Source organism: Pseudomonas sp. BF-RE-25, assembly GCF_019956105.1.
In the GTDB taxonomy this organism is placed as follows: Bacteria; Pseudomonadota; Gammaproteobacteria; order Pseudomonadales; family Pseudomonadaceae; genus Aquipseudomonas; species Aquipseudomonas migulae.
This window is the reverse complement of record NZ_JAHBDB010000088.1, coordinates 89,938-110,361: the sequence shown is the minus strand read 5'-3', so window position 1 is coordinate 110,361 and position 20,424 is coordinate 89,938. Positions and strand designations below refer to the sequence as shown.

Below are 20,424 nucleotides of genomic sequence, written 5' to 3'. Positions count from 1 at the left end.
AGTTTCTACCTCAGCTTCAGAGTGGCAAGGCCGATCAGCACGAGAATCACGGTGATGATCCAGAAACGGACGATCACGCGCGGCTCGGGCCAGCCCTTGAGTTCAAAGTGGTGGTGAATCGGCGCCATGCGGAATACGCGGCGGCCGGTCAACTTGAAAGAGGCAACCTGAATGACGACGGACAGGGTCTCCATCACGAACACGCCGCCCATGATGAACAGGACGATTTCCTGACGGACGATCACCGCGATGGTGCCCAGGGCCGCGCCCAGCGCCAACGCGCCGACGTCGCCCATGAAGACTTGTGCCGGGTAGGTGTTGAACCAGAGGAAGCCGAGGCCCGCACCGATCAACGCACCGCAGAACACGATCAGTTCACCGGCGCCGGGTACGTAAGGGATCAGCAGGTATTCGGCGAATTTCACGTTACCCGACAGATAGCAGAAGATCCCCAGGCCACCACCGACCATTACGGTCGGCATGATCGCCAGGCCGTCGAGGCCGTCGGTCAGGTTGACCGCGTTGCTCGAACCTACGATCACGAAGTAAGTCAGCACGATGAAACCTGCGCCCAGCGGAATGCTGTAGTCCTTGAGCATTGGCAGGATCAGGGTGGTTTCGACCGGCGTCGCGGCGGTCATATAGAGGAAGATCGCCGCGCCGAGGCCAAACACCGACTGCCAGAAATACTTCCAGCGGCTCGGCAAGCCTTTGGAGTTTTTCTCGATGACCTTGCGATAGTCATCGACCCAGCCGATGGCACCGAACAGCAACGTCACCAGCAACACGGTCCACACATAGCGGTTGCTCAGGTCAGCCCAGAGCAAGGTGCTGACGCCGATGGACGACAGGATCAGCGCGCCACCCATGGTCGGGGTGCCGGATTTGGACAGGTGCGATTGCGGGCCGTCGTTACGAACGGATTGACCGATCTGACGGTTCTGCAACGTGCGGATCATCCACGGGCCATAGCACAGCGACAAAACCAGCGCGGTCAGCACACCGAGAATCCCGCGCAGGGTCAGGTACTGAAAGACCGCGAAGCCTTTGTAGAACTGTTGCAGATACTCCGCTAGCAGCAGCAGCATTAATGTTTCTCCAGACTGGACCCGCACAAAGCGGCAACGATGTTTTCCATCGCAGCGCTGCGCGAGCCCTTGATCAAAATGGTGGTGTTTGTGTCTTGCTCGGCGCCGAGGGCCTTGATCAGTTCAGCCTGAGTGGTGAAGTGATAAGCCTGCTCGCCAAAAGCGTTTACGGCGTGAGTCATCAATGGCCCGACCGCGTAAAGCGCAGAAACCTTGCCACGGGCATACTCGCCCACGTCGCGGTGCCCCTGCTCCGCCCAATCGCCCAACTCGCCGATATCCCCGAGCACCAGAACGGTGCGGCCGGAAAAGCCGGCGAGTATATCAACGGCCGCGCACATCGAGGTGGGGTTCGCGTTGTAAGTGTCATCGATCACGCGCATGCCATTGCTGGCCAGTTGCGCGACGGTACGGCCCTTGACCGGCTGCACCGCGCCGAGGCCGGTGGCGATGCCGGACAGCGACACGCCCAAGGCGTGCGCGGCAGCGGTGGCGGCCATGGCATTGGTGACGTTATGGGTGCCGAGCAGGTTCAGTTGAACGCGCTCCACACCGTCAGGGCTGTGCAGATTGAACGCCGGGCAACCGCGCGCATCGCGGTCCAGATCGCTGGCGTAGAAGTCGGCGCTGACGTTGCTCAGGGCAAAGGTCAGCACTTTGCGACCGGCGGCGCGGGTCTTCCAGATGTCGAATGCCTTGTCGTCGAGATTGAGCACGGCGATGCCATCGGCCGCCAGCCCTTCAATAATCTCGCCCTTGGCTTCCACGATTTTTTCCGGCCCGCCGAACTCGCCGACGTGGGCGGTCCCGGCGTTGTTGAGCACGGCCACGTGGGGCTTGGTCATGCCAACGGTGTAGGCAATTTCGCCGAGCCGCGAAGCACCCAGCTCGATCACGGCGGCGGTATGTTCCGGCGCGAGTTCAAGCAAGGTCAGCGGCACGCCGAGGTCATTGTTCAGGTTGCCACGGGTCGCCAACACCGGACCGCGTGTGCGCAGGATGCTCGCAAGCATTTCCTTGACCGTGGTCTTGCCGCTGGAGCCGGTGATGGCGGCGACCGGGTGAGTAAACGCAGCACGGTTCATCGCCCCCAGTTGCCCGAGGGCCTGGCGGGCGTCCTTGACCAGCAATTGCGGCAGCCCACTGTCGGGCACTTCGCGCTCGACCAAGGCAGCCACCGCGCCTTTGTTCGCCACGTCGTTCAGATAGTCATGGCCGTCGAAGCGCGGGCCGGTCAAGGCAATAAACAGTTGGCCCGGCTTGATCGCACGGCTGTCGATGCTGACGCCATCGAACGTGGCATCGGCGATGATCATGCGGCCATTCAGCGCGCCGGTCAGTTCGCTCAGTTTCAAGTGTTTAAGCATGAGCCACCTCCCACGCGGTCAGTGCGCGATCAGCCTCGACCAGATCAGAGAAGTCATGACGCTGGCCGTTGATTTCCTGATAGTCCTCGTGACCTTTACCGGCCAGGACAATCACGTCATCCACCGAAGCACTGGCGATCAATTGCGCAATGGCCTGACCACGACCGGCGACGAACGTCACCTTATCCACGTTGGTGAAACCGGCGCGGATGTCATCGAAAATCACTGCAGGGTCTTCGGTGCGCGGATTGTCATCGGTGACCAGCACGCCGTCAGCAAGACGTTCGACCACTTCAGCCATCAGCGGGCGCTTGCCGCGATCGCGATCACCGCCGCAGCCGAACAGGCACAGCAAGCGACCTTTGGCGTGCGGACGCAGGGCCATCAATACTTTTTCCAGCGCATCCGGGGTGTGGGCGTAATCGACCACCACCAGCGGTTGAGTACCGCCGCCCAGGCGCTGCATGCGACCGGCCGGGCCTTCGAGTTTCGGCAGGACCTTGAGGATTTCGTCCAGCGCGTAGTCGAGACCGAGCAAGGCACCGACCGCTGCCAGGACGTTGCTCAGGTTGAAGCGACCAAGCAAGGTGCTGCGCAGATGATGCTCGCCTTGCGGCGTGACCAACGTGGCGCGCACGCCTTCGTCGTCGAACTGCGCTTCGCGGCAAAACAGGTAGGCGCTGCTGTCGAGCAAGCTATAGGTGATCAAGCGCGACTCACGTTTTTCAGCAGCCAGTTGCCGGCCGAAATCGTCGTCGAGGTTCACCACCCGGCATTTCAGGTCGTTCCAGTCGAACAGCTTGGCCTTGGCTTCGCCGTAGGCCTGCATGGTGCCGTGGTAATCCAGATGATCGCGGGACAGATTGGTCATCACCGCCACATCAAACGCCAATGCCGTTACGCGGCCCTGATCCAGACCATGGGAAGACACTTCCATGGCCACGGCTTTGGCACCGGCCTTTTTCAGGTCGGCGAGGGTCGCTTGCACGGCGATCGGGTTCGGCGTGGTGTGCAGGCCGCTTTCCAGCGCGCCGTAGAAACCAGTGCCCAGTGTGCCGACAATGCCGCAATGCTGGCCGAGCAAATCCAGTGCTTGCGCAACCAATTGGGTCACGCTGGTTTTGCCGTTAGTGCCGGTCACGCCGACCAGGTTCAGGTGGCGGCTCGGTTCACCGTAGAAACGCCCGGCGATATCGGACAGCTGCGCTGCCAGGCCTTTGACCGGAATCAGCGGCACGTCGGTGATCGGCAGCACGGTTGCGCCTTCGACTTCATACGCCACGGCTGCAGCACCGCGCTGCAAGGCGTCGGCAATGTGCGCGCGACCGTCAAACTTGCCACCAGGAACGGCAAGAAACAGATCGCCAGCCCGTACATTACGGCTGTCCAGTGTCAGTTCGCGGATCAACAGATCGCGGCCGGCGTGGGCGAAAATCTTGTTCAGGCTCAGAGACATCAGCCGCGCCCTCCATTGGCTTTCAGCGGAACGACCGGTGTTGCGTTGGCTTGTTGCACCGGCGGCAGGTTGTCCGGCGTGACGTTCATCAGGCGCAGGGTCCCGGACATCACTTTGCTGAACACCGGCGCCGATACCAGGCCACCGAAATAACCGGCTTTGGTCGGTTCATCGATCACCACCACGATGGCGTATCGCGGATCGCTCATCGGGCCGAAGCCTGCGAACAGCGAGCGGTAGGAATTCTCGGCATAGCCTTTGGTGCCGACCGACGTTTTACGCGCCGTACCGGACTTGCCGCCGACGTGATACGCCGGCACTTGCGCACGGAATACACCGCGCGGTGCTTCGATCACTTGTTGCAGCATGGTTTGCATGGTTTTCGCCACGGCTTCCGGCAGCACTTGCGTGGTTTGCGGTGCCTTGTCGGTCTTGATCAGGGTCAGTGGCGCGAGGCGACCGTTGTTGGCCAGGGCCGAGAAGGCGTGGACCAACTGGATCGCGGTCACGGAAATACCGTAGCCATAGGACAGCGTGGCAGTTTCAGCCTTGCGCCATTCGCGGTAGTTCGGCAGGTTGCCCACGCGTTCGCCCGGGAAGCCCAGGCCGGTGTCCTGGCCGAGGCCGACTTTCTGCGCCAGGCGGAAAATGGTTTCGCCGCCGATATCGAACGCGACCTTGCTCATGCCGACGTTACTGGAGTTGATCAGAATGCCGGTCAGGTCGAGTACCGGGCCTTCAGTCTTGGATACGTCCTTGATGGTGTACTTGCCAATCTGCAGGCTGCCCGGGTAAACCTCGACGGTGTCGGTCGGTTTCCAGCGGCCGGTTTCGATTGCGGCACTCATGGAGATCGCTTTCATGGTCGAACCCGGTTCGAACACGTCGATCATTGCGCGGTTACGCATCATCGCCGGTTGCAGGTTGCGACGGTTGTTCGGGTTGTAGGTCGGCTGGTTGACCATGGCGAGGATCTCGCCGGTCTTCACGTCCATGATCACCAGGCTGCCGGCTTTCGCGCCGTTCTCGATGATCGCGTTGCGCAGTTCGCGGTTGGCCAGGTATTGCAGACGCAGGTCAATGGACAACGCCAAGGGCTTACCGGCCTTGGCGTTTTTGGTCACCTGAACATCTTTGATAAGTCGACCGCGCCGGTCCTTGATGACCTGCCGCTTGCCAGGAACACCGGCGAGCCATTCGTCATAGGCCAGCTCGACACCTTCACGACCGTGGTCATCAATGTCGGTAAAACCGACCATATGTGCAGTCACTTCACCGGCCGGGTAGAAACGGCGGAATTCTTCGATGCCGTAGACGCCCGGCACTTTCAGGTCGAGCACGGACTGGCCTTGCTCAGGCGTCAGCCCGCGCACCAGATAGATAAATTCTTTATTAGCCTGCGCTTCGAGACGTTCGGCGAGGGCTTTCGGATCCTGACCCAACGCGGCCGCCAATGCCGGCCACTTCTCTTTGGCCGTTTGCATTTCCTTGGCGTTGGCCCACAGCGTGGTGACCGGGGTACTGACAGCCAAAGGCTCGCCGTTACGGTCGGTGATCAGACCACGGTGAGCCGGAATCGGAATGTGACGAACGCTGCGCGCGTCGCCTTGGCCTTTCAGGAAGGCACGGTCGACCACTTGCAGGTCAATGATGCGCCAGCAAATTGCCGCGACCATGACGCCGAGCAAACCCACCACCAGGCGAAACCGCCATGGAAAAAGTGCGCCTTCGAGTTTCATCATGGCGCCACCATCTGCACGTCAGCGGCGCCAGGAATGTGCATCTTCAGCTGCTCGGTGGCCAGTACTTCGATGCGGCTGTGCGCAGTCCAGGTGCTCTGCTCGAGAATCAACCGGCCCCATTCCGCCTGCGCCTTGTCGCGCACGCTCAACTCGTTGTAAAGCGAGTTCAACAGCTGACGGTTCCAGTGGGCGCTGTACGACACGCCGATGGCCGACACGAGCACGCCAACAAACAGCAGCAGCATGAAAAAGCTTCCGCCGGGAAGTGGCTTGGCGAAAAGCTTGCTCACCGCAGCTTCTCCGCCACGCGCATGACGGCGCTACGGGAACGTGGGTTGGCTTTGAGTTCGGCCTCGGAGGCGGACTGCGCTTTGCCATGGATTTTGATTTTCGGTTCGAACGCGACGTGACGTACCGGCAGGTTGCGCGGCAGGTTGTCGGCTTCGCCTTTTACCAGCTTGCGCATGAACAGTTTGACGATGCGGTCTTCCAGCGAGTGAAAACTGATGACCACCAGGCGGCCACCGATTTCCAGGGATTCCAGCGCGGCTTCAAGACCGGCTTCCAGATCACCCAGCTCGTTGTTGACGTGAATACGCAGGCCCTGGAATGCACGGGTCGCAGGGTTCTTGCCCTTTTCCCATGCCGGGTTGGCGACTTTCAGGACTTCAGCCAGATCGCCGGTGCGTTCGAATGGCTTGATGTCGCGACGCTCGGCCACGGCACGGGCCATGCGCCCGGAGAAACGTTCTTCGCCGTACTCCTTGAACACCCGGGCGATTTCTTCCACCGGCGCGGTGTTGACGAATTCGGCAGCGCTGATCCCGCGGGACGGGTCCATGCGCATGTCCAGCGGGCCATCATTGAGGAAACTGAAACCGCGCTCAGGGTCGTCGAGCTGTGGCGAAGACACGCCCAGGTCAAGCAGAACGCCGCTGACCTTGCCGGCCAGACCGCGTTCGGCGACTTCCGAACCGAGCTCGGCAAAGCTGCGCTGCACAACGACAAAGCGGCCGTCTTCGGCCGCTAGCGTCTGCCCGGTGGCAATCGCTTGAGGATCCTTGTCGAATCCCAGCAACCGACCCTCGGGACCGAGCTGGCTGAGGATCAACCGGCTGTGTCCGCCGCGCCCGAACGTGCCGTCCAGATAGCAGCCATCAGGACGTACGGCGAGAGCCTCGACGGCTTCGTCAAGCAGTACGGTGATGTGGTTAAAGCCGCTATCAATAGTCACAGGATCAAATCACGCAGTTCATCAGGCATGGCGCCCGGTTGTTGAATAGCAGCCAGGTCAGCGGCAGAAACCGCATCCCAGGCATCCTCGTCCCACAATTGGAACTTGTTCAGTTGGCCTACCAGCATCGCGCGCTTATCCAGCCGGGCATATTCACGAAGACGCGGCGGAACCAGGAAACGACCACTGCCATCGAGTTCGAGGTCGACGGCATTACCAATCAGTAAACGTTGCAGGCGGCGGTTCTCTTCGCGAAGCGAAGGCAGTGCGCGCAGTTTGGTTTCAATAATTTCCCACTCATCGAGGGGGTAAACACACAAACACGGATCAACGGCATCAATTGTGACGATTAACTGACCGGAACTACGCGAAACGAGCTCGTCACGGTACCGGCTCGGCATGGCGAGACGGCCCTTTGCGTCGAGACTGATAGCGTTAGCTCCGCGAAACACGTCAGCGTTTCTCCAAATATTAGCGTTTTGCGTTCAAAAAACCCACTTCATGCCACTTTCCACCACTTGCGCACACTATAGGAATGCGGCCACCGCACCGTCAAGGCGCGGATTAAAGGAAAACCCTTACAGAACTGAGATTTAGGAGCGTATTGGGAGGGGTAACGGCAATCTGGCGGATGAATTTGCTCGATAACTTGAATCAGCACAGAAGGCTGCGTTCAGAAGTTAAAGTAGTTTGTTAAGAGTAAGATTTTTTCGGTATTACAAAAGAGGTTATGCGATTGATTGTGCAGGAGGGAAATTGCCATTACGAGCGCCCTGCTCAACGATTCAAACAGGGAGGAAAAAAGGTGGAGAGTCGATCTGTAAGCCGGGTTCTGTCTTGAACAGTCATTCGTCTACGATGGCCATCACTGGACATCTTTAGCAACCTACCCGGTCCCAGCGCGGGCCACGCCTTGGGACCCTATTTGGTCTTGCTCCAAGTGGGGTTTACCTAGCCACGAACTGTTGCCAGACGTGCGGTGCGCTCTTACCGCACCTTTTCACCCTTACCGGCGCCGAAGCGCTTAGGCGGTTATTTTCTGTGGCACTTTCCGTAGGCTCACGCCTCCCAGGCATTACCTGGCACTTCGCCCTATGGAGCCCGGACTTTCCTCCCCCCCCTAATTTTCATAGAGGGCAGCGACTGTCCGATCGACTCTCCGCCGCGAAGGTTAACGGCAGAGCGGCCGAAGAACAAGCGTTAAACGCCATCAGCCACGCCTGCACGTCGGGATTTACTCGCCCTTCTGCTTATCCAGCGCGACCTGATACAGGACATTCTTGCGTTCGCCGGTAATTTGCGCGGCCAATGCTGCGGCCCGCTTGAGTGGCATTTCTTCGAGCAACAGATTGAGGATGCGCATGGCTTCACTGCTGACGGCATCTTCCGTCTCGGGGGCGGACCAGCCCGCCACCAACACCACACACTCACCGCGCTGCTGATTGCTGTCCGACTCGACAAACTCGCGCAGCTCGGCCAACGGCAGGCCTTTCAGGGTTTCGAAGGTTTTGGTCAGTTCGCGCGCCAGCAACGCCAGACGCTCGCCACCGAAGACCAGCTCCATGTCTTGCAGGCATTCCAGGATCCGGTGCGGGGCCTCGTAGAAAATCAGCGTGCGCGGCTCTTCCTTTACCAACTCCAGACGAGCCCGACGACCGACTGCCTTGGCCGGCAGGAAGCCTTCGAAGATAAAACGGTCCGACGGCAAACCCGCCGCCGACAGCGCCGCAATCAATGCACAAGCCCCCGGGACCGGCACGACATTGATTCCGGCCGCACGGGCCTGACGCACCAGATGATAACCCGGATCAGAGATCAGCGGCGTCCCGGCGTCGGAGATCAGCGCCACATCGTCACCGGCAAGCAGGCGGGTAATAAAGCGGCTACCTTCATCCCGCTCGTTGTGCTCGTGGCATGCCGCCAGCGGCGTGGGGATGCCGAAATGCTGCATCAACCGCTGAGAATGACGGGTATCTTCGGCAGCGATCAATGCCACTTCGCGCAGGATCTTCAGCGCGCGCGCACTGATGTCGTCCAGGTTGCCGATGGGCGTCGCCACCACATAAAGCGAGCCAGCAGCGGAATTCAAAGCACCTGGAGCAGTCAAAGCGCACACCTCATGATCGGTAAAAGCCGTCATTGTAGCGCGTAGCGACGATTGCGATACGCGCAAGCAACCCCGGGTTTTTCAGGCTACGGTGCAGTGCTGCAACATTTGTACGAGCTAAATTGATCGATTCACGCCAGTAACATCGCGCCCCGGCCAGTGCTTGGGTACAATTCCACGCTTATTTGATCGAGTATCAGGAACACTACATGATCGCTTGCCTGCGGCTGTTCACTGCCCTCTGCCTCGCTGCCTTGCTGGCGGCTTGCGCCAGCTCGCCCTCTTCCAGCCTTGGCGAACTCCCACGGACCCCGGATGCCAGTATCGAGCAACTGCTCGATCAGGCCGCTAAAAGCAAAACGCCGGAACAAGCCGCGCTGTTTCGCCTGAGCGCGGCCGACCTCGCTTATCGCCAGGGCAATGCCGGCCAGTCCGCGCAAATCCTGCAACAAGTGCCGGTCGAGCAACTCAAGCCAGGCCAACAGGTCTTCGCCAACACGCTGGCGGCTGAACTGGCCATGACCCGCAATCAGCCGAAAGCGGCGCTGACCGCTTTGAGCCATCCAAGCCTGCAACGCCTGGGTGAATTGCCGGAGGAACAACAGATTCGCACCGGCACCGTGCACGCCCGCGCCCTTGAGGCCGATGGCCAGACCCTCGCCGCCGCACGGGAGCGTATTTTCATCGCGCCGATGTTGAGCGGTGAAGCGGCAGGCAAAAACCACGAAGCGATCTGGACCCTGATCGCTTCGCTGCCAACCGACCAATTGCAGCCAACCACCAAGGACGACCTCGGTGGCTGGATGGGCCTGGCGCTGGTGGTTAAAACAGCCGGCACGCTTGAGCAGCAACAAGCTGCGATCGACAACTGGCGCACCCAGAACCCTAAACACCCGGCCGCCATTCAGTTGCCGCTGTCACTGACCAAACTCAAGGAACTGGCCAGCCAGCCTCTGAGCAAGATCGCCCTGCTGCTGCCGCAAGACGGCCCGCTGGCATCGGTCGGCAAAGCGCTTCGCGAAGGTTTCATGGCAGCACACTACCAGGCTCAACAGGCCGGCCAGAAGCCGCCTGCCATCGAGTTCTATGACAGCTCGCGCCTGACTTCCCTTGACGAGTTCTATCGCAAGGCTCAGGCCGATGGCGTGCAACTGGTCGTCGGTCCGCTGGAAAAACCACTGGTCAAACAGCTCAGCACTCGCCCACAGCTGCCGATCACGACCCTGGCGCTGAACTACAGCGAAGGCGAACAAGGCCCGGCCCAGTTGTTCCAGTTCGGTCTTGCCGCTGAAGACGAAGCCCGCGAAGTATCCCGTCGCGCTCGCGCCGATGGCCTGCATCGCGCCGCGATCATGGTGCCGAAAGGCGAATGGGGCGACCGCGTACTCCGAGCGTTCAGCCAGGACTGGCAGGCAAACGGTGGCAGCATCGTTGCCACCGAGCGCGTTGATCAGCCAGTGCAACTGGCCCAGCAGATTGCCGACATGTTCCAGCTGCGCCAGAGCGAAGGCCGCGCCAAGAGCCTGCAAAGCACCGTCGGTTCGCAGGTCGCTGCCCAGCCTTCGCGTCGCCAGGACATCGAGTTCATCTTCCTGGCCGCCACACCTCAGCAAGCCCAGCAGATCAAACCGACCCTGAACTTCCAATACGCAGGCGATGTGCCGGTTTACGCCACGTCCCACGTATTCAGTGCCAGCGGCGACGTGAACCAGTACAACGACATGAACGGCATTCGCTTCTGCGAAACCCCATGGTTGCTGGACGCCAACGACCCGCTGCGCAAGCAAGTGACCACACAATGGCCACAAGCCGCCGGCAGCCTGGGTCGTTTGTATGCGATGGGCGTCGACGCCTACCGCCTGGCTCCGCGCCTGGGGCAACTCAAGGCGCTGCCGGACAGCCGCATCGAAGGTCAATCGGGTAGCCTGGGCATGACTCAGAACCAGCGCGTCGTGCGCCAGTTGCCGTGGGCACAGTTCGCCAACGGCCAGGTTCAACGCCTGCCGGACACCCCGCGCTGATGCCTGACCGGTCACGCCAGCAAAGCGGTAAAGATGCCGAGCGCCATGCGCTCGAGCATCTGCAACAACAGGGTCTGCGCCTGCTGGCGCAGAACTGGTTGTGTAAACGCGGCGAGCTTGATCTGGTCATGCTTGATGGCGATACAGTAGTATTCGTTGAAGTTCGCTACAGAAAAAACACTCAATGGGGTGGCGCGCTCGATAGCATCGATGAGCGCAAACGGCAGAAACTGATTTCTGCCGCGCAGTATTTTCTTCAGCGCGAGTCGCGTTGGGCCAATTCCCCTTGCCGTTTCGACGTGGTTGCCATCGACAGCAGCCTCGATCAGTTGAACTGGCTGCAGAATGCCTTCGACAGCTGATCGCGTGCGTCCCGAACCGGACACTTTCACCCGACAATTTTGCTCTTTGCTTTGCGGGCTGCACATTCATGTGCCGAGTAGCCGCGCTAATTAAGGTCACACAGATGGACATGCAATCCCGAATTCGCCAGCTTTTTCAGGCCAGTATCGACACCAAGCAAATGGCGATGGACGTACTTGCACCGCACATCGAGCAAGCCAGCCAAGTGATGGTCAACGCCCTGCTCAACGAGGGCAAAATGCTCTCCTGCGGCAACGGCGGTTCCGCGGGCGATGCCCAGCATTTCTCGTCCGAGCTGCTCAACCGCTTTGAACGTGAGCGTCCGAGCCTGCCGGCCATCGCGTTGACCACCGACAGCTCGACGATCACCTCGATCGCCAACGACTACAGCTACAACGAAATCTTCTCCAAGCAGATCCGCGCGCTCGGCCAGCCGGGCGACGTACTGCTGGCGATTTCCACCAGCGGCAACTCGGCGAACATTATTCAAGCGATCCAGGCCGCACATGATCGCGAAATGATTGTCGTAGCATTGACCGGTCGCGATGGCGGCGGCATGGCGTCGCTGCTATTGCCCGAGGACGTCGAGATTCGCGTACCGGCCAACGTCACCGCACGTATTCAGGAAGTCCACCTGCTGGCGATCCATTGCCTTTGCGATTTGATCGACAGCCAACTGTTCGGGAGTGAAGAATGACCCCTAATCGCCTAGGCCTTCTGGCCTTGACCCTGTGCCTCGGCATCAGCGGCTGCACCTCGGTGGTGAATGCCAGCCGTGAAGCGCCGATCGATGATGATCGCGGCACACGCACCTTAGGCAGCAAGATCGACGACTCTCTGATCGACACCAAAGTCGGCGTGAACATCGCCAAGGCCGATCCAGCCCTGGACAACGATTCGCACATCGTCGTCACCAGCTTCAACGGCGTCGTACTGCTCGCCGGGCAAACGCCACGCGCCGACCTCAAGGCCAAGGCCGAACAGGCCGCTGCCGCCGTGCAGCGCGTGAAAACGGTGCACAACGAACTGCAGGTGCTGCCGCCTTCCGGTTTCCTCGCCCGCCAGAACGACACCTGGCTGACCTCCAAGATCAAGACCCAGATGCTCACCGATCCGAACATCCCGGGCTCGCGCATCAAGGTTGTCACTGAAAACGGCATCGTCTATTTACTGGGTCTGCTGACCAAGCAGGAAGCCGCCCAGGCGACCAATCTGGTGCAGGGTGTTTCCGGCGTGCAGAAGATTGTGAAGCTGTTTGAGTACATTGACTGATACTAGCGGCGATCTAGAGACCGTCATCACCCTGTAGGAGCCAGGCTTGCCGGCGAAGGCGATTTCGAGGACGCCTTCGCCGGCAAGCCGGCTCCTACAAGTAATAAAAAAGGCGATCCTTTCGGATCGCCTTTTTTATTACTTCACCACTTTCAAACTTGGCCGACCGCTTGGGCGCGGCGGCTCACTGTCCGGCGGCGGAAGATCATCATCCGGCTCGATCTCTTCCTCGTCTTCCATAGGCGATTCCAGATCGAACACCATGCCCTGACCGTTCTCCCGGGCGTAAATACCCAGGATCGCTGCGATAGGCACGTACAGGGTGTGCGGCACGCCACCGAAGCGCCCTTCGAAGCTGACCGCTTCGTTGTCCATGTGCAGATGACGCACGGCGGCCGGTGACACGTTCAGGACAATCTGTCCGTCACTGGCAAAACCCTGAGGCACCTGCACCGACGGATACTCGGAATTGACCAGCATGTGCGGGGTGCAATCGTTGTCCACAATCCACTCGTAGAGCGCGCGGACCAGATAAGGTCGACTGGAGTTCATAGCGGCTCCTTAAGCCTTAGCGCATATCGCGTTCGACGCCAGACAGACTTGCCTGGAAAGCCTCACGCGCAAACGAGCGCTCCATGTAATCAAGCAACGGCTTGGCGGGCCGTGGCAGTTCAATACCCAAAATCGGCAAACGCCAGAGTATTGGTAGTAGGCAGCAATCCACCAGACTTTGTTCCTCGCTGAGGAAAAACGGCTTGTCGGCGAACAGCGGCGACACGCCAGTCAGGCTTTCACGCAGCTCTTTACGAGCAACGACACGGGCAGCTTCCTTGGTCCGCGAATCCAGGATCAGATCCACCAGACCACACCAGTCACGCTGAATACGATGAATCAGCAAACGGCTGTTGGCACGCGCCACTGGATAAACCGGCAGCAAAGGCGGATGCGGGTAACGCTCATCCAGATATTCCATCACCACGGTCGACTCCCACAACGCCAGGTCACGATCGACCAGGGTGGGCAGGCTTCCGTAAGGGTTCACCTCAATCAGTTTAGGCGGCTGGCGGCCAGCTTCCACGTAAATGATCTCGGCGCTGACACCCTTCTCTGCAAGTACGATGCGCACTCGGTGGGAATAGTGGTCGGCGGGGTCGGAGTAACAGGCCAACCGATTGGTCACGCCCATGGCGGTCCTCCTCGCTTGTTGAAATTATCGGAAGCGGAAAAACGAGCGCGCCCAGAGGGCGTCTCCCGTAACGCCTGGATAAACCAGACTCGTTACACCTTCAGAGACGCCCTTGGGCGCGCGCGATTAACAGCAATTGCTTGAAACTTTATCAGTGCACATCTTTCCAGTATTCGCGCTTGAGCAAGTAGGCGAATACGAAGAAGAACGCCAGGTACAGCAAGACGTAGGTACCAATGCGCTGATGCTGCAGCTTAACCGGGTTAGCCGAGTAAGCGAGGAAGGTTACCAGATTCTTGACCTTCTCATCGAACTGCTCTTCGGTCAGAGCACCGCTCTTCGGCACGATGGTCAGCTGATCGCACGCTTCATGAGTCAGCGCGGTACCGGTCAGCGGATCATATTGCTTCTTGCCGTCTTCGACGATCTGGACCTGTTTGCAACCGACGACCTGACGACCTTGCAGGCCCACCAGGACGTTCGGCATGCCCACGTTCGGGAAGACCTTGTTGTTCACGCCCCAAGGACGCGACGGATCTTCGTAGAACGACTTCAGGTAGCCGTAGAGCCAGTCCGTACCGCGAACACGAGCCACCAGGGTCAGGTCGGGCGGTGCAGCACCGAACCAGGTCTTGGCGTCAGCCGGCTGCATGCCGATGCTCATGTGGTCGCCGATCTTGGCGCCAGTGAACACCAGCTTCGACAGCATCAGATCGTGAGGAATGCCCAGATCGTCGGCAACACGCTCGTAGCGCTGGAACTTGGCGCTGTGGCAGCCCATGCAGTAGTTGGCGAATGTACGCGCGCCATCTTGCATGGCGGCCTTGTCGGAAACGTCGATGTCGACCTTTTCCAACTCAGGGCCACCGTGCTCGGCAGCGAAGGACAGTACAGGCAAAGCAGCAAGAATCAGTACAGCAAATAGCTTTTTCATCAGCCAGTCACCCTTTCCGGAACCGGTTTGGTCTTCTCGAGCCTGGTGTAGAAAGGCATCAGAATGAAGTAGGCGAAGTACAGGAAAGTACACACCTGCGACAGCAACGTACGGCCTGGAGTCGGCGCCAGAACACCCAGCACGCCCAGAATCACGAACGAGATGCAGAACACCCAGAGCCAGATTTTGCTCAACCAGCCTTTGTAGCGCATAGACTTGACCGGGCTACGGTCCAGCCATGGCAGGACGAACAGTACAGCGATGGCCGCACCCATGGCGATAACGCCCAGGAGCTTGTCCGGAACCGCCCGCAGAATCGCGTAGAACGGTGTGAAGTACCAGACCGGAGCAATGTGCTCTGGGGTCTTGAACGCGTTCGCCACTTCAAAGTTCGGCTTCTCGAGGAAGTAGCCGCCCATTTCCGGGAAGAAGAACACGATCGAGCAGAAGATGAACAGGAACACCACCACGCCGACGATATCTTTCACGGTGTAGTACGGGTGGAAGGCAATGCCGTCCAGCGGTACGCCGTTTTCGTCTTTGTATTTCTTGATGTCCACGCCGTCCGGGTTGTTCGAGCCGACTTCGTGCAGCGCCAGTACGTGCAGCACCACCAGACCGAGAATCACGATCGGCAGGGCAACAACGTGCAGGGCGAAGAAGCGGTTCAGCGTGATACCGGAAATCAGGTAGTCACCACGGATCCACTGAGTCAGGTCGTTACCGATAACCGGGATCGCACCGAACAGCGAGATGATCACCTGGGCACCCCAGTAGGACATCTGGCCCCACGGCAGTAGGTAACCCATGAAGGCTTCCGCCATCAGCGCCAGGTAGATCAGCATGCCGAAGACCCACACCAGCTCACGCGGCTTCTGATACGAACCGTAGAGCAAGCCACGGAACATGTGCAGATAAACCACGATGAAGAACGCCGAAGCGCCGGTGGAGTGCAGCAGACGCAGGATCGAGCCGTACTCGACGTCACGCATGATGTATTCGACGGAAGCAAACGCTTCTTCCGCCGACGGGGTGTAGCTCATGGTCAGCCAGACACCGGTAACGATCTGGTTGACCAGAACGAGCAGCGCCAGGGAACCAAAGAAGTAGAAGAAGTTGAAGTTCTTCGGGGCGTAGTACTTGCTGAGATGGTCTTCCCACATTTTGGTCGCGGGAAAGCGCGCATCAACCCAATCCATGAACTTGCTCATCACGCTTTCTCCGTATCGACGCCAATGACAATAATCTCATTGGTCTCATAGGAATGCGGGGGAACTGGCAGGTTCAAAGGCGCAGGTTGCGACTTGTAGACGCGGCCAGCCAGATCGTAGTGGGAACCGTGGCACGGGCAGAAATAGCCGCCCACCCAGTCCTTGCCCAGATCAGCAGGTGCCACTTCGGGGCGGAAGGTCGGCGAGCACCCCAGGTGCGTACAGATACCGATCAGCAGCAGAACCTCTGGCTTGATCGAACGCGTTACCGGGTCGACATAGGTCGGTTGTGTCGAGTTCTTGGAGGTCGGGTCAGCCAGCTGGCCCTCGATCTTTTTCAGATTCCCCAGGATTTCCTCGGTACGGCGGACAATGAACACCGGCTGACCGCGCCACTCAGCAATCATCTGCTGGCCTGGCTCGATTTTGCTGACATTCACTTTCACCGGTGCACCTGCGGCTTTCGCCTTGGCACTGGGAAACCATGACCCCACGAACGGGACCGCAGCCCCCACCGCTCCTGCAGCACCCACCACGGATGTGGCTGCTACCAAGAAGCGACGCCGGCCTGCATTCACGCCGTCATTGCTCATTCAGTCCTCTCCCATCAGCTTTGTGGCCTGTTAAATCAGGCATCTACTAAGTAAAACTATGTACTTATAAAAATTTTGCCGAATGGTAATGAAAAGCCCCAATTCTGACAAGGTAATTACCGAAGGGCTCCACTGCCAAGCCTTGTAGTATAGGGGCTCTGCGGATGTGGCAAGTTGTCACAGAGCAATTCTTTGATAAATCGCACCCATAAAAAAACGCCCAGCTCCGTGAGGAAACTGGGCGTTCTTTTTGAACGTGAAAGCGAATTAACGCTTCGAGTACTGCGGACGCTTACGCGCTTTACGCAGACCGACTTTCTTACGTTCAACTTCACGGGCATCGCGAGTAACGAAGCCAGCTTTGCGCAGAGCGCTACGCAGGGTTTCGTCGTAGTCCATCAGAGCGCGAGTGATGCCGTGGCGGATTGCGCCAGCTTGACCACTTACACCACCGCCGATCACGGTGACGTAGATGTCGAACTTCTCGACAGTCTCAGTCAATTCCAGCGGCTGACGAACTACCATGCGGGCAGTTTCGCGGCCGAAGAAATTATCCAGCGAACGGTTGTTGATGGAGATGTTACCAGTACCCGGACGCAGGAAAACGCGTGCGGTTGCGGTCTTGCGACGGCCAGTGCCGTAATTTTGAGTCGCCGACATAATGAACTATTCCGTTAAAACTTCAGTTCTTGGGGCTGCTGAGCAGTATGAGGGTGTACAGCGCCCGCATAGACTTTCAGCTTACGATACATGTCGCGACCCAGCGGGTTCTTAGGCAGCATGCCTTTGACCGCGGTCTCGATCACGCGCTCAGGGGCTTTAGCGATCAGCTTTTCGAAGTTGATCGACTTGATGCCGCCCGGGAAACCGGAGTGGGAGTAGTAGATTTTGTCGGTGGTTTTAGCACCGGTTACACGAATCTGCTCGGCATTGATAACGACGATGTAATCGCCGGTGTCAACGTGAGGAGTGTACTCAGCTTTATGCTTGCCACGCAGACGGCTCGCGATTTCGGTGGCCAGACGACCCAGGGTCTGACCTGCAGCGTCGACGACAAACCAGTCGCGCTGTACTGTTTCCGGTTTAGCAGTAAAAGTTTTCATTCTTTATAGCCTCAGGGGCCGCCCTGTAAATTAGACGGCGGATCTTACTGAATAGTGCGTACTTTGACAAGTCAAAGGCAGCCGGATACAGACGCTTTCGGGGGCTCGGGTCGGCGCGTCCGTTCAACGGCAAGATTCTTCGGCGGCGGCGCATCACTTCCACTGCAGAAAGAGGTGCGCAATTATGCAGATTGCGAAAAATATTTCAACCTGCTTTTATGATTGTTTTGCCCAAGGAGCACCTGATGGATTATCGACAGCTAGGCCGAACCAATCTGAACGTGAGCGCCATCTGCCTCGGAACCATGACCTGGGGCGAGCAAAACAGTGAAGCTGAAGCCTTCGCACAGATTGAACGGGCCAAAAGCGCCGGGATCAATTTCATCGACACCGCCGAGATGTACCCGGTACCACCGAAAGCTGAAACCTATGCCACCACCGAGCGCTACATCGGCAATTACTTCAAAAGCCGCGGTGATCGTGCCGACTGGATCCTGGCCAGCAAGATCGCCGGCCCCGGCAACACCATCGACTACATCCGTGACAAAAACCTGCGCCACAACCGCCAGCACATCACCGAAGCCGTGGATGCGAGCCTCAAGCGCCTGCAGACCGACTATATCGACCTCTATCAATTGCACTGGCCGGAGCGCAGCACCAACTTCTTCGGTCAACTTGGCTACAAACACAAGAGCGAAGCGAACCTGACCCCGCTGGAGGACACCCTCGAAGCGCTGGACGAACAGGTCAAGGCCGGCAAGATCCGCCACATCGGCCTGTCCAACGAAACGCCGTGGGGCACGATGCGTTTCCTGGCACTGGCCGAAGCCCGTGGCTGGCCGCGTGCAGTGTCGATCCAGAACCCGTACAACCTGCTCAACCGCAGCTTCGAAGTCGGCCTGGCGGAAATCGCCATCCGCGAACAGTGCGGCTTGCTGGCCTATTCGCCGCTGGCGTTCGGTTTCCTGTCGGGCAAGTACGAAGGTGGCGCGCGTCCGCCGAAAGGTCGCCTGAGCCTCTACAGCCGCTTCAGCCGCTATTTCAATCCACAGTCGGAAGCCGCCTGCAGCCGTTATGTGGCGCTGGCCCGCGAGCACGGTCTGGACCCGGCGCAAATGGCCTTGGCGTTTGTGACGCAGCAGCCGTTCGTGACCAGCAACATCATCGGCGCGACGACGCTGGAACAGCTGGACAGCAACATTGCCAGCTTCGAGCTGAAACTTTCCGATGAAGTGCTGGCGGGGATCGAGGCGATCCACAAGGATCACCCGAATCCAGCACCGTAACTCGCACATGCAGGAGCGAGCTTGCTCGCGATGGACGTGAACGATAACGCGTGCAACCTGGAAAGACGTGTCGTCCTCAAATTCATCGCGAGCAAGCTCGCTCCTACAAGGATCTGGCAATAATCTCCTTCATGATTTCGTTGGTGCCGGCATAAATCCGCTGCACCCGCGCATCCGCCCACGCCCGGGCGATCGGGTATTCCCACATGAACCCGTAGCCGCCATGCAACTGCACGCACTCGTCGAGCACCTTGCATTGCAGGTCCGTGCCCCAATACTTGGCCATCGCCGCCGTCGGCACATCGAGCTTGCCTTGCAGGTGCAACTCCAGGCAGCGATCGACGAAGACCCGGCCAATCTGGATCTCGGTCGCCATCTCCGCCAGCTTGAAACGGGTGTTCTGGAAGTCGGCAATCGCCTTGCCGAACGCCTTGCGCTCGCGGGTGTATTCCAGCGTCCATTGCAGCGCAGCCTCAGCCGACGCCAGTCCGCCAACAGCAACCGTCAGACGCTCTTGCGGCAATTCCTGCATCAGATACGCGAAGCCCATCCCGGCCTGGCCCAGCAGGTTTTCTTTCGGCACGCGAACATCCTGGAAGAACAGCTCCGAGGTGTCCTGCGCTTTCATGCCGACTTTTTCCAGGCGCTTGCCCTTGGCAAAGCCCGGCGTGTCGGCCTCGACCAGAAACAGGCTGGTGCCTTTCGCGCCTGCCTTCGGATCGGTCTTGGCCACGACAATCACCAGGTCCGCGAGATAGCCGTTGGTGATGAACGTCTTCGAACCGTTGATCACATATTCATCGCCATCGAGCACCGCCGTGGTTTTCACCCCTTGCAGGTCGGAACCGGCACCCGGCTCGGTCATGGCAATAGCGGTGACCATTTCGCCGGACACCAGTTTTGGCAGGTATTTGTGTTTCAGCGCTTCGCTGCCGTAATGCAGGATGTACGGCGCGACGATGTCGGAATGCAGGGAAAAACCGATCCCGGTAAGCCCCAGACGCCCCACCTCTTCGATCACCACCGCACTGTAGAGAAAATCCGCTCCCAGCCCGCCGTACTCTTCCGGCAGATGCGAGCAGAGCATCCCCGCCTCCCCTGCCTTGTTCCAGAGTTGGCGGTCGATATAGCCTTGTTTTTCCCATTGCCCATGAAACGGCACGGCCTCTTTTTCGAGGAAGGTTCGCACGCTGTCGCGAAAAAGTTCGTGCTCGGAACTGAACAAGGTTCTGGGGATCATGCGGCACCTGTCGTTATTGTTAGAAGGAATAGACCTTCAGAGACTAAGCCTCGCTTCCGATACAGGACACTGGACACATCCGACAAAAAATAAGACGATCCAGCCGTCTGGTGACCACTTTCCCCTATAAGAATAAAGTTGAATTATGTCTAACCAAGTCTCCACGCCCTTGCGGCGCGTCAGCATCCTGGCTATCGACCGGGTTTTCGCTTCCACCCTCA

General features: G+C 59.0%; 21 protein-coding genes and 1 other RNA gene. 5 read left to right on the top strand and 17 right to left on the bottom strand.

All coding sequences use genetic code 11. The features are described from left to right. Positions 1-5: 5 nt before the first annotated feature. The 9 genes from mraY to rsmI all read right to left on the bottom strand — a co-directional run bounded on the left by mraY (position 6) and on the right by rsmI (position 9,027). Entirely contained in the window at positions 6-1,088 is a 1,083-nt protein-coding gene (mraY, locus tag KGB24_RS28150) for a phospho-N-acetylmuramoyl-pentapeptide-transferase (RefSeq protein WP_008025976.1), read from the bottom strand. Continuing rightward, positions 1,088-2,455, bottom strand: coding sequence for a UDP-N-acetylmuramoyl-tripeptide--D-alanyl-D-alanine ligase (locus KGB24_RS28145; RefSeq protein WP_223415078.1), 1,368 nt, complete (start codon positions 2,453-2,455; stop codon positions 1,088-1,090). The genes mraY and KGB24_RS28145 overlap by 1 nt, the downstream gene beginning before the upstream one ends. Further along, complete coding sequence (locus KGB24_RS28140; protein ID WP_008025973.1) at positions 2,448-3,911, bottom strand: UDP-N-acetylmuramoyl-L-alanyl-D-glutamate--2,6-diaminopimelate ligase; 1,464 nt, start codon at positions 3,909-3,911, stop codon at positions 2,448-2,450. Before KGB24_RS28140 ends, KGB24_RS28145 begins: the two co-directional genes overlap by 8 nt. Next, the gene (locus KGB24_RS28135; protein ID WP_177318160.1) at positions 3,911-5,650 is read right to left on the bottom strand and encodes a peptidoglycan D,D-transpeptidase FtsI family protein; all 1,740 of its coding nucleotides are present in this window, start codon (positions 5,648-5,650) and stop codon (positions 3,911-3,913) included. Before KGB24_RS28135 ends, KGB24_RS28140 begins: the two co-directional genes overlap by 1 nt. Then, the gene (ftsL, locus tag KGB24_RS28130; protein WP_032828607.1) at positions 5,650-5,943 is read right to left on the bottom strand and encodes a cell division protein FtsL; all 294 of its coding nucleotides are present in this window, start codon (positions 5,941-5,943) and stop codon (positions 5,650-5,652) included. Before ftsL ends, KGB24_RS28135 begins: the two co-directional genes overlap by 1 nt. Next, the gene (gene rsmH, locus KGB24_RS28125; RefSeq protein ID WP_008037287.1) at positions 5,940-6,887 is read right to left on the bottom strand and encodes a 16S rRNA (cytosine(1402)-N(4))-methyltransferase RsmH; all 948 of its coding nucleotides are present in this window, start codon (positions 6,885-6,887) and stop codon (positions 5,940-5,942) included. The genes ftsL and rsmH overlap by 4 nt, the downstream gene beginning before the upstream one ends. Continuing rightward, a complete protein-coding gene (mraZ, locus tag KGB24_RS28120; protein ID WP_008025967.1) occupies positions 6,884-7,339 on the bottom strand; it encodes a division/cell wall cluster transcriptional repressor MraZ in 456 nt (151 codons plus the stop codon). The genes rsmH and mraZ overlap by 4 nt, the downstream gene beginning before the upstream one ends. Before the next feature lie 353 nt (positions 7,340-7,692). Continuing rightward, positions 7,693-8,046: RNase P RNA component class A (gene rnpB, locus KGB24_RS28115), an RNA gene on the bottom strand. A 75-nt stretch (positions 8,047-8,121) separates the two neighbouring features. Next, a complete protein-coding gene (gene rsmI, locus KGB24_RS28110; protein WP_223415077.1) occupies positions 8,122-9,027 on the bottom strand; it encodes a 16S rRNA (cytidine(1402)-2'-O)-methyltransferase in 906 nt (301 codons plus the stop codon). Between the two features lie 176 nt (positions 9,028-9,203). Here rsmI and KGB24_RS28105 point away from each other — a divergent pair, with 176 nt between their 5' ends. The 4 genes from KGB24_RS28105 to KGB24_RS28090 all read left to right on the top strand — a co-directional run bounded on the left by KGB24_RS28105 (position 9,204) and on the right by KGB24_RS28090 (position 12,650). Next, complete coding sequence (locus tag KGB24_RS28105; RefSeq protein ID WP_223415076.1) at positions 9,204-11,015, top strand: penicillin-binding protein activator; 1,812 nt, start codon at positions 9,204-9,206, stop codon at positions 11,013-11,015. Next, positions 11,015-11,377, top strand: a complete 363-nt coding sequence (locus KGB24_RS28100; RefSeq protein WP_223415075.1) for a YraN family protein — start codon at positions 11,015-11,017, stop codon at positions 11,375-11,377. The genes KGB24_RS28105 and KGB24_RS28100 overlap by 1 nt, the downstream gene beginning before the upstream one ends. A 104-nt stretch (positions 11,378-11,481) precedes the next feature. Next, positions 11,482-12,075 (top strand): phosphoheptose isomerase, encoded by a 594-nt coding sequence (locus KGB24_RS28095; protein WP_008025961.1) that lies wholly within the window; start codon positions 11,482-11,484, stop codon positions 12,073-12,075. Then, positions 12,072-12,650: a BON domain-containing protein gene (locus KGB24_RS28090; protein WP_008025960.1), complete on the top strand. Its 579-nt coding sequence runs from the start codon at positions 12,072-12,074 to the stop codon at positions 12,648-12,650. The genes KGB24_RS28095 and KGB24_RS28090 overlap by 4 nt, the downstream gene beginning before the upstream one ends. A 138-nt stretch (positions 12,651-12,788) precedes the next feature. Here KGB24_RS28090 and KGB24_RS28085 read toward each other — a convergent pair whose 3' ends face one another. From KGB24_RS28085 to rplM, 7 genes are all read right to left on the bottom strand, one after another. After that, positions 12,789-13,202 (bottom strand): ClpXP protease specificity-enhancing factor, encoded by a 414-nt coding sequence (locus KGB24_RS28085; protein WP_008025958.1) that lies wholly within the window; start codon positions 13,200-13,202, stop codon positions 12,789-12,791. A gap of 16 nt (positions 13,203-13,218) precedes the next feature. After that, entirely contained in the window at positions 13,219-13,836 is a 618-nt protein-coding gene (locus tag KGB24_RS28080; RefSeq protein ID WP_007905304.1) for a glutathione S-transferase N-terminal domain-containing protein, read from the bottom strand. A gap of 151 nt (positions 13,837-13,987) precedes the next feature. Next, complete coding sequence (locus KGB24_RS28075) at positions 13,988-14,770, bottom strand: cytochrome c1 (RefSeq protein ID WP_008025956.1); 783 nt, start codon at positions 14,768-14,770, stop codon at positions 13,988-13,990. After that, positions 14,770-15,981, bottom strand: coding sequence for a cytochrome b (locus KGB24_RS28070; RefSeq protein WP_007943720.1), 1,212 nt, complete (start codon positions 15,979-15,981; stop codon positions 14,770-14,772). Before KGB24_RS28070 ends, KGB24_RS28075 begins: the two co-directional genes overlap by 1 nt. Then, positions 15,981-16,574, bottom strand: a complete 594-nt coding sequence (gene petA, locus KGB24_RS28065; RefSeq protein ID WP_008025954.1) for a ubiquinol-cytochrome c reductase iron-sulfur subunit — start codon at positions 16,572-16,574, stop codon at positions 15,981-15,983. The genes KGB24_RS28070 and petA overlap by 1 nt, the downstream gene beginning before the upstream one ends. Before the next feature lie 267 nt (positions 16,575-16,841). Further along, entirely contained in the window at positions 16,842-17,234 is a 393-nt protein-coding gene (gene rpsI, locus KGB24_RS28060; RefSeq protein ID WP_003228056.1) for a 30S ribosomal protein S9, read from the bottom strand. A 14-nt stretch (positions 17,235-17,248) separates the two neighbouring features. Beyond that, entirely contained in the window at positions 17,249-17,677 is a 429-nt protein-coding gene (gene rplM / locus KGB24_RS28055) for a 50S ribosomal protein L13 (RefSeq protein ID WP_007905295.1), read from the bottom strand. Positions 17,678-17,922: 245 nt separating this feature from the next. Here rplM and KGB24_RS28050 point away from each other — a divergent pair, with 245 nt between their 5' ends. Beyond that, positions 17,923-18,963, top strand: a complete 1,041-nt coding sequence (locus KGB24_RS28050; protein ID WP_008025952.1) for an NADP(H)-dependent aldo-keto reductase — start codon at positions 17,923-17,925, stop codon at positions 18,961-18,963. A gap of 103 nt (positions 18,964-19,066) precedes the next feature. Here KGB24_RS28050 and KGB24_RS28045 read toward each other — a convergent pair whose 3' ends face one another. Then, complete coding sequence (locus tag KGB24_RS28045) at positions 19,067-20,203, bottom strand: acyl-CoA dehydrogenase family protein (RefSeq protein ID WP_192228963.1); 1,137 nt, start codon at positions 20,201-20,203, stop codon at positions 19,067-19,069. Positions 20,204-20,424: the final 221 nt, after the last annotated feature.